The following is a 7,711-nucleotide window of genomic DNA, read 5'->3' on the forward strand; positions in this document are numbered from 1 at the left end:
CCGGCCAGCACCGTCTCGCCCACGCCGCCGCCGGCGATGATGCTCGCGCCCGCGCCCACGCCCGCGCCGATCGCGGTGCCCTTGTCGCGGCCCTTCTTGCCCTGGAGCAGGCAATAGCGCACATCGTCGCGGTCGCGCGGATCGGCCCGCGCCACCCGCGCCCGATCCTTGCTGTTCAGGCTTGCCGCCAGCACCGGGGTTGCGACCATCGTAACAGCGGCCACCGCCGCGATCATCCTGACCATCTTCATGTCCGTCACTCCTGATCGGTGCGAAACGAAGCAGGAGAGCGCCTTGTTCCGGCGCCCATCCTCCTTGTTCACAGCCCCATATAGGGGCCGTGACGGACCGCCGCCTATTGCGGTTAATCCCTATCCGGGCGCCATCAATCGATGCGCGAAATGAAGTCGGCGGCCGGGCGGCGCACCTTCTTCAGATTGACCAGCCAGTCGCCCTCGTCCGCGCGATAGCCCAGCGGCATCATCACCACCGAGCGCAGCCCGCGCGCCCGCAGGTCCAGTATCTCGTCCAGCGCGGCCGGGTCGAAGCCCTCCATCGGCGTCGCATCCACCTCTTCAAAGGCGGCGGCGGTCAGCGCGATGCCAAGGCCGACATAGGCCTGGCGCGCGGCATGCTCGAAATTGGTCTGGGCGTCGCGCTGCGGATAGGTGTTGAGCAGCATCTGGCGATAGGCTTCCCAACCCTCGTTGCGGAAACCGCGCTCGTCATTGACCAGGTCGAACATGCCGTTGATCCGGTCGGCGGTATAATTGTCCCAGGCGGCAAAGACGACCAGATGCGACGCATCGGTCACCTGCGCCTGGTCCCAGGCGATCGCCCGGATCTTCGCCCGCAATTCCTTGTTGGTGACGACGATCACCTCGAACTGCTGCAACCCGCTCGACGTCGGCGCCAGCCGCACCGCCTCCAGGATGCGCTCCACCTTGTCCTCGGCCACCAGCTTGTCCGGGTTCATCTTCTTGGTGGCATAGCGCCAGTTCAGACGGTCGATCAGCATGAGAAATCCTTATATTGCAACGGCGCCAGCCTAAGCCCCGCCCATGACGCTTCGATGTAGCGCCCACCGCCCCAGGAATAAAGATCTCACATTGAAACCAAATATTGTACCACCCATCCTTGGCCTATTCCGCCCTCGGGTAAGACGAGGATGACCTGAAAAGTGACCATTTTTGCTGCTGAATTTGTCGAGCGCGATTTCTGATTGCGGGCATGGTACGGCGCTGCAACATCTTGTGCGATGGCAACCGTAACAATCGTATTAGCGATATTCTTTGTAGCGTTTGGAAGCGCCATTTTCCTAACTCGCCGCTGGAATGCTGCCGTTAGCGTTCTTGACGGCTTGGGAGTTGGTGTGACTTGTTGGGGTTGGCATATTCGTTTGGTTCGCTAACAACCAGCACTACTTTTGCAGAAGTCTGTTGGGGTGTCTGATCAGGCTGCATCCTCAGTAAGGGCAGTGCTCTTGCGGTGAACGGCGGGCATTGGTGCAGCGTACTGCTGGCAAGGTGGGTTGTAGAAGCGGACCGACTCACCCGGCATGTGCAGGGCCCCGGCGGAGCGGTCAGCCGCCCTTGGGTTTCCTTGCGCCAACTGACCTGCCTCCACTTCGCGCGTTCGAGCATCGCGTGCGCAGCTATGAATTTGACGTCCGGCACAAGCCGCCTCCGAGGGCGACCGCGGCCTGCGACCGGGAAGATCAGCGGCACTTCGGCCGGATATACCTTCTGGTGTCTGGGAATGCCGGCAACTCAGCAAGGGGCAAGTGTACTCAGCGCCTGCCGGAACGGAGCCGATAGCTCATAACCGGCGTCGGCCAACACACATCCGAAGCGCACGCCGGCAGCAACGATGCGGTCGATCTCCTCGATCACGATCTCGGGCTCGGTGCGATATTTGTGCAATGCAGCAGGTACGTCCGACTTGTCCATGCGCGCGGCATCTCTCGTCCAGCTTTCCGGCAGGAGCAGCCGCAAACTCAGCATGAATGGAACTTCGCTCGAAGCCAGCGTCTGACAGTTGGCATTCTTGCCGAGCGGCATGGCCTATTGCGGCGCAACGCCAACCGAGGCCTTGCCCTTGTTGGGCAAAGCGGTGTCGTCAATGATTACCCAGGCTCCATCGCCACCGACCAATTCATCCGCCTGGCTCCACAAGGTCGCTTCCAACGGGCACTGCCCTACAGACCAGCCCGATGAAATAATGAAGCCGGTCATAAGGGATCGCGTCCGAGCGAGCTACCATGTGCTGGGAGCTCTTGCGATCACCGGGCCCGATCAGACCGGCGATATAGGCTAGGCACATTCGACGCCGCGTCTTGTTACCCACGACTTCCTGATAAGGGGTGAGCCAACGCGCAACATCCGCTTGAAAAGCCACGCCCATCGTAGCCTCTGTCAAAGCTGTGGGGCCATGAATCACGCAATCAGCGCAATAGGAATCCCAAAAATCCGATTTCTGCCAAAGTAGTGCTAATCAGGCAGTCAAACGCTTGCAGCAAACGATCGCCAGCGCCTTAAACCCTGATCCCCGCCAGCCACTCGCCAATCATCGCCCGGCCCGCCGCCACCGCGCCCGGCCCATGATCGTCATGATCCTTCCGCAGCGCGACGCCGCATTGTCCGGCCACGTCCAGATCGGCCCAGAAATGGGTCAGCCAATCCTCGAAACGCGGATCCTCGCCCATTTCGGCGTGGAATTGCAGCGCCAGCAGATTGGCCCCGCGCCGGAAAGCCTGATGCGCATAGCGATCGGTCGATCCCAGCAACTCGACTTGATCAGGCAGGTCGAACGTGTCGCTATGCCAGTGCAGCACCGGCACCCCGTCGATATGGCGCAGCGGCGACCCCGCCCCCGCCGCATTCACGCTGACCGGCGCAAAGCCCAGTTCCATATGCCCACCCGGATAGACCCGCGCGCCGAGCGCCGCCGCGATCATCTGGCTGCCCAGGCACACGCCCAGCGTCGGCCGGTCCGCCGCCAGCCGCGCGGAAAGCTTGCCGATCTGCACCGGGATCCAAGGATGCACATCCTGTTCATAAACGCCCATCGGCCCGCCCATCATGATGAGCAGATCCGGTTCGGTCAGGTCGATATCGGCGAAATCGGGGCTGGCCACATCGATCCGCTCGATCTGATAGCCGGCCGCCTCGATCGGCTGGAGATAGCCTGCCGCACCCTCGCGCGGCACATGTCGGACGATCAACGCTCTTTTCATTACCTGCGATAGCTAGCCAGCCAAACCCGTCGACGCCAGCCCAGCCTTTCTTGGGGACAGAAAATTGCCGCTATCGGCTTGGCCCGGCCGCCCGGCCATGATTTAACCCAGCGCCATGATCCTAACCCGCATCGCTCGCCCTGTCCTGCTGGCCACTTTGCTCGCCGGCACCGCCCTTTCCGCCCAGACCAGCGAAGCGCCTTCCGCGCCGGTCGATGCGGTCGATCCCTTCATCGGCACCTCGGGTGAAGGCCATACCTTCCCCGGCGCCGTCGCCCCCTTCGGCATGGTCCAGCTTTCGCCCGACACCCATGTCGGCCCGGCACGCCAGACCTATAACTGGGCCGCCGGATACCGCCACGAAGACCCGGTGATCCGCGGCTTCTCCCACACCCATTTTTCCGGCGCGGGCCATAGCGACCTGGGCGATTTCCTGGTGATGCCGGTCAGCGGTGATACGGTCCCGCTGGAAGCTGGCGACGACAAGACGCCCGGCTTCCGCTCGCACAAGGCCGATGAAATCGCCTCGGCCGGCTATTATGCCGTCACCCTGACCGATCCGGGCGTGCGTGCGGAAATGACCGCCGGCCCCCGTGTCGGCGTCCACCGCTACGCCTTCCCCACCGGCAAGGCCGCGCATCTGCTACTCGACCTGCGCTCGATCATCTATGACTATCCCGGCAAGATCCTCTGGTCCTCGATCCGCATCCGCCCCGACGGCACGATTACCGGATCGCGCGAGGTGCGCGGCTGGGCCACGCCGCGGCGCATCTTCTTCGCCATCCGCTTTTCCGCGCCGCTGACCGGCCACCGCTTCGTCAGCACCGAGAAGGATATTCTCTACAAGGGCTTCAAGGGCCCCGGTCGCGGCCCCGAGACGCTGGATTCTCTCTCCGGCCGCGCGCTGGTGGCGCAGCTCGACTTCGGCACGCTGACGAAGCCGCTGGAGGCGAAGGTCGCGCTGTCGGGCGTGGACGAGGACGGCGCCATCGCCAACCTTGCCAGCGAACCAGGCGATTTCGACGCGATCCGCGCCAAGACCCGCACCGCCTGGAACGATGCGCTGGGCGCGGTGAAGATCGACGCGCCCAAGGCGATGCGCACCAATGTCTATACCGCCCTCTATCACAGCCTTATGGCGCCCAGCGTCTGGAGCGACGCCGATGGCCGCTGGCGCGGGCCGGACGATCAGGTCCATGCCGGAACCGGCTTCACCATGCATTCCACCTTCTCGCTGTGGGATACGTTCCGCGCCGAACATCCGCTGCTGACGCTGATCCAGCCCGAAGCGAAGAATGCCGATTTCGTGAACTCGCTGGTCGCGGGGCAAAAGACCAGCCCGTTCGGTATCCTTCCCGTCTGGCAGTTTGGCGGCAAGGAAACCTGGACGATGATCGGCTATCATGCCGTCCCGGTCATCGCCGACGCCTGCCTGAAAGGGATCAGGGGCATCGACTGCGCCGCCGCGCTGAAAGCCATGGTCGCCAGCGCTGACTATGCCCCCTATGGCGGCCTCGGCGACTATATGAAGCTCGGCTATGTCCCCATCGACCGCGAGCCCGAAGCCGCGTCCAAGACGGTCGAATATGCCTTTGACGACTGGACCATCGCCCGCCTCGCGCGCCAGCTGGGCGACAAGGCCACGGCAGAGCGCTTCGAGAAGCGCGCCCAATATTGGCGCAACAGCTTCGACGCCAAGACCGGCTTCCTGCGCGCGCGCAAGGCCGACGGCTCTTTCCGCACCCCCTTCGATCCGACCGCGATCAACTATGGCAGCGACTATACGGAAGGGAATGCCTGGCAATATAGCTGGTTCATGCCGCATGATCAGGGCGGTCTGTTCCGCCTGCTGGGCGGCGACGCGAAAGCCATCGCCAAGCTCGACGCCATGTTCGACTATGACAATAGCAAGATCGACTATAGCCATGCCGAGGATATATCCGGCCTGATCGGCCAATATATCCATGGCAACGAACCCAGCCACCATGTCGCCTATCTCTACAGCTATGCCGGCCAGCCCTGGCGCACGCAGGAGCGCCTGAAGCAGATCGTCGACAGCCAGTATAAGCCCACGCCCGAGGGCCTCGCCGGCAATGACGATCTGGGCCAGATGTCCGCCTGGCTGGTCTTCACCGCCTTGGGCTTCTATCCGGTGGCGCCGGGCAGCAACGAATATGTGATCGGCCGCCCCTTCGTCGACCGCGCCGACATGGCATTGTCAAACGGCCAGCGCTTCACCGTGATTGCCGATGGCCTGTCCGACGCCAATCGTTATGTCGGCCGGGTGACACTGAACGGCAAGCCGCTCGATCGCGGCTATATCACCGACGCGGAAATCCGCGCTGGCGGCGAACTGCGCTTCACCATGCAGGCCAGCCCCAACAAGACATGGGCGACCGGCGTAAAGGCCCACCCCTTCTCCATGACCGGCTATGGCAAGTGAGGGCGCGAGACCGGCATTATCTCTTCGTCTGCAGCCAGAACAAGCTGCGCAGCCCGACCGCCGAACAGATTTTCGCTGACCATCCCGGCATCGAAACCCTGTCGGCGGGCACCAACCATGATGCGGAAACGCCGCTGGACGATGAGATGCTGCGCTGTGCCGACACCATCTTCGTGATGGCAAAGGCCCATCGCAGCAAGATCCAGCAGCGTTTCCGCGGCGCGTAGGCGGCACAAGGATCGTCTGCCTCGAGATACCGGACGATTACGCCTTCATGGATGCGAACCTGATCGCCCTGCTCCACACCCGCATGGCCAGCTTCCTGCCACGCACACTTTCCGCCTGATCGCCCCAAGCGACGAAGAGGCTGACAGGAAAAGCTCTGAATGAAGGGAGCGAGGGGCCCAGCATAGCCCGCTTTGCCCTTCCGCTATCCCGACAAAGGCTGAGGTCTTGCACCTCCCACACGCGACTGCCTACAGAGGAAAAGGAGAAGACGGATTTGGGTGGGAAATAGAATGCCCGATAATCCTTCCCAAGCTTGCTTGGGGAGGAAGACCGCCAAAGGCGGCGGAGGGGCAAATAGATGAGGTCGCGCCACTGCCCCGCCCGTCAGCGCAACGATGATCCGCACGCGCCACGCACGATGCGGGCCACAATCACAGTACCAAAGTCACAGGGCCATATCCATGCCCAGCATCCGCGTCAGCAGCAGGGCCAGGCTGACGCGCTCAGCACCGCCCCTTCTCCGCCTTCCTGTCCTGTTCATAATGCCATCGGACGACAAAGAACATGCCCGCCCCCAGCACGGCAACCTTGAACAGGATGAAAACAACAGGAAGCCAGTCCATGATCTTGAACACGTCCCCGCCAACAAGAAACCATGTTCATCAGGATTGCCCCGACGGCAATCGAATGCCCCCTCGTATGTCGGGAACAGCGGGATGAACATGGGGCATTATGCCCGCCCCAGGCAGGCTCCGGCCATTCACTGTTGTCGATTTGGTCGATCGCCGCTTAGAAAAGCTGTCCTCGCCGTTCCATCATCCCGGACTTGATCCGGGATCCATTGCGCGCCTCCTCTCCATCCGCCGTCGCGCACAATGGATCCCCTGAGTTCACAAACGAAGTGCAACACCGCAGACAGGTTTTGCCATGTCAGGAGATTGACAGGTTTCGACCATTTTCGTCGTTCGCATGATCTCCCACTAATCCCGATTGCAGACGTTCTGGCAAAGCTGCAAATACGCTCGATGGAGCAGCCCATTCATGAGCCTAGATGCAACACATGCGGTCGCATTCTTGGGATAGATGCCGATCTCCTTTCCACGAACTGCGGAGGCGATTGCTGGGGATGTGTGGGCGAATTAGAGTCGGATGGATGGCCAGCCTCTGCGAAAAAGGTATCTGCCGAGGTGGCTTCTGGGCTTCGCAACCCTGATGGCTCAGCGAAGCCTCCGTCACGATAGGCCAGGCTTGACCATTTGTTGCCAGCGATGCGATTTGTCGCTTCGCTTGAAACTGGACGTTGAATGACGAGCGGGAATACGGCAGGCTTTTCGTCATGGGGTGGATCGCCAAACCGGGTTCTGCGGAAGACCGCCTAAATCAGTGACTAGTTCGGAAGAACTTAGCCCCGGTCTTTTTGGCATTCTCGGTTTTAGAGAGCGGATTGTTTTTCTGGCTGGCTGTTCGCAGGGCTGGCGCTTTCTAATGCTTTTGCCGCTCGCCTACGCCATTGGAGCTTTCATAACCGGCGTCGTGTTATGGAGGTCGAAAGCCCCTTCATCGGCTCTATAGATAGCGACATATTTTTTCGTAGGGCTGCCGGTAATCAAGATGGTTCTGAACAGCGGTATCATTAGCGAAGTGGTTGCATTTTTCTCCCAGCGACAATGCGTCATCACCCGTCTGAGTAGCCCCTAGTTTTCTAGACGCCTTCTGCTTTCAGAATCTGCTGCCGTTCGAACTGGTTGGGTGACAGCATCCCGTTCCTGATCTGCTTGCGCACCGGGTTGTAGAACATCTCGATG

Annotated in this window: 6 protein-coding genes and 1 pseudogene; 2 read left to right on the forward strand and 5 right to left on the reverse strand. The window is 61.5% G+C overall.

From position 1 onward, the window contains the following. The 4 genes and pseudogenes from A0U87_RS24960 to A0U87_RS24975 form a co-directional block, all read right to left on the reverse strand. Positions 1-251, reverse strand: a 251-nt coding sequence (locus A0U87_RS24960; protein WP_137406101.1) for a hypothetical protein, incomplete at its 3' end; no start/stop codon positions are given. 134 nt (positions 252-385) lie between these two features. Next, positions 386-1,018, reverse strand: a complete 633-nt coding sequence (locus tag A0U87_RS24965; protein WP_048939574.1) for an NAD(P)H-dependent oxidoreductase — start codon at positions 1,016-1,018, stop codon at positions 386-388. Between the two features lie 751 nt (positions 1,019-1,769). Then, positions 1,770-2,234: pseudogene (locus tag A0U87_RS26935) on the reverse strand (transposase). Between the two features lie 299 nt (positions 2,235-2,533). After that, positions 2,534-3,235, reverse strand: coding sequence for a glutamine amidotransferase (locus tag A0U87_RS24975; RefSeq protein WP_048939573.1), 702 nt, complete (start codon positions 3,233-3,235; stop codon positions 2,534-2,536). A gap of 115 nt (positions 3,236-3,350) precedes the next feature. Here A0U87_RS24975 and A0U87_RS24980 point away from each other — a divergent pair, with 115 nt between their 5' ends. Continuing rightward, entirely contained in the window at positions 3,351-5,678 is a 2,328-nt protein-coding gene (locus tag A0U87_RS24980) for a GH92 family glycosyl hydrolase (RefSeq protein ID WP_122927913.1), read from the forward strand. Continuing rightward, positions 5,675-5,905 (forward strand): hypothetical protein, encoded by a 231-nt coding sequence (locus tag A0U87_RS26940; protein ID WP_137406102.1) that lies wholly within the window; start codon positions 5,675-5,677, stop codon positions 5,903-5,905. The genes A0U87_RS24980 and A0U87_RS26940 overlap by 4 nt, the downstream gene beginning before the upstream one ends. 504 nt (positions 5,906-6,409) lie before the next feature. Here the strand turns inward: A0U87_RS26940 and A0U87_RS27090 are convergent. After that, positions 6,410-6,541, reverse strand: coding sequence for a hypothetical protein (locus A0U87_RS27090; RefSeq protein ID WP_272939640.1), 132 nt, complete (start codon positions 6,539-6,541; stop codon positions 6,410-6,412). Positions 6,542-7,711 lie beyond the last annotated feature (1,170 nt).

The organism is Sphingobium sp. MP9-4, from assembly GCF_005281675.1.
In the GTDB taxonomy this organism is placed as follows: domain Bacteria; phylum Pseudomonadota; class Alphaproteobacteria; order Sphingomonadales; family Sphingomonadaceae; genus Sphingobium; species Sphingobium yanoikuyae.

What these genes read in the sequence shown, in the direction of transcription:
- A0U87_RS24965 (WP_048939574.1), bottom strand. Translation starts at nt 1,018, where the DNA reads ATGCTGATCGACCGTCTGAACTGGCGCTATGCCACCAAGAAGATGAAC.
- A0U87_RS24975 (WP_048939573.1), bottom strand. Translation starts at nt 3,235, where the DNA reads ATGAAAAGAGCGTTGATCGTCCGACATGTGCCGCGCGAGGGTGCGGCA.
- A0U87_RS24980 (WP_122927913.1), top strand. Translation starts at nt 3,351, where the DNA reads ATGATCCTAACCCGCATCGCTCGCCCTGTCCTGCTGGCCACTTTGCTC.